At 60.7% G+C, this 1,403-nt stretch carries 1 protein-coding gene; it reads left to right on the top strand.

Annotated features, from left to right (window positions below; all coding sequences use genetic code 11):
• A partial coding sequence (locus KP814_RS32525; protein ID WP_216740670.1) for an RHS repeat domain-containing protein occupies positions 1-1,403 on the top strand: 1,403 nt, incomplete at both ends.

Raw genomic sequence — 1,403 nt, 5'->3', positions numbered from 1 at the left:
TAATGCGATCTACACCGGTGCGGACTTTAGTGAAAGCGCTTTGCAGACGTTCACGAACGGCAAAACCCCGGCTTCCCATACCCGATTGGTCTACGACGCTAAAGGCCAGGCGCGCTTCACGATCGACGCCCTGGGTCAGGTGACGGAGARCCGCTACGATGCGTTGGGTCGAATAACCGAAAAACTCAGTTACAGCTCCGCCTACACCGGCGCCGCCTTTACCGAAAACGCCCTGCAGAGCTTCATCAGCGGTAAAACGCCCGCTTCTCATTCCCGACTGGTCTACGACGTGAAAGGCCAAGTGCGCTTCACCGTCGACGCCCTGGGCCTGGTGACGGAAAACCGTTACGACAGCTTGGGTCGGGTAACCGAGAAACTTAGTTACAGCTCTGCTTACACGGGCGATGTCTTTACTGAAAGCGCCCTGCAGACCTTCGCGAATGGCGCAACCCCGGCTTCGCATTCTCGTTTGGTGTATGACGCGAGAGGCCAGGTGCGCTTTGAGGTCGACGCGCTGGGCTACGTCACGGAATTCGAGTATGACGCGCAAGGGCGGGTGGTTAACAAGAGCCGCTATGAGCAGCCGATTGACGCCGCCACGACGGATCTGGCGTCGCGCCTGCCTCAATTACTGAACTGGGGAACGGATGCGGCGGTGTCCCAGCAAGGAGGACGCCTGACGCGAACCACTCCAGCGAGTCTGACCGAAGGCCGCGCAATCGCGGGAAGCGGTTTGACGGGCGGCGAAGGCGTCCTGGAATTCACCGTAGACCAACTGGTTAACGGGCAATCCTTAGGCGTGGTGGGCTTCAACCTGAACCCGGAAGAACGGTTGTCGGGGAACGACTACTTTAAGGAAATCGACCTGGGCGTGTTTATCCGCGACCGGGACGGCGCGGCGGCGGAGAAGCACAGCGTTCTGATTCAATACAAGGGGACGCAGATTGCGCCGGCGACGATGCAGTTCGTGGAGTCGGGAGACCGTTTCCGGATTGAGCTGAAGGACGGCGACGCCCGCATCCTGCTGCAACGCAAGGGACAGGATAACTACGTCCTGATTCACACCCTGAAGGATGCAGTGGACGCCACGCAGACCTACGTGGCGCAGGCGAACCTGTACGCGCAGGGCTCGGCGATTGGCGATGCCTGGATGAGCGGCGACGCGACGCAGAACGGCGAGCGCAGCCGCGAACGCGTGGTATACGACGCTAAAGGCCAGGCGCGCTTTACGGTTGACGCTCTGGGCTATGTTATCGAGAACCGTTACGACGCCCTGGGACAGGTGGCGGAAAAACTCAGCTATGACCGCGCCTACGCCGGCCCGGATTATAGCGAAGCGGCGCTGACCCAGTTCGCCAGCGCACAAAGTCAGCCGCGCAGCGGGCGCCTGGTGTATGACGCCA

The organism is Hahella sp. HN01, assembly GCF_018986435.1.
In the GTDB taxonomy this organism is placed as follows: domain Bacteria; phylum Pseudomonadota; class Gammaproteobacteria; order Pseudomonadales; family Oleiphilaceae; genus Hahella.
The sequence above is the reverse complement of the archived record's forward strand: the minus strand, read 5'-3'. Positions and strand labels throughout refer to the sequence as shown.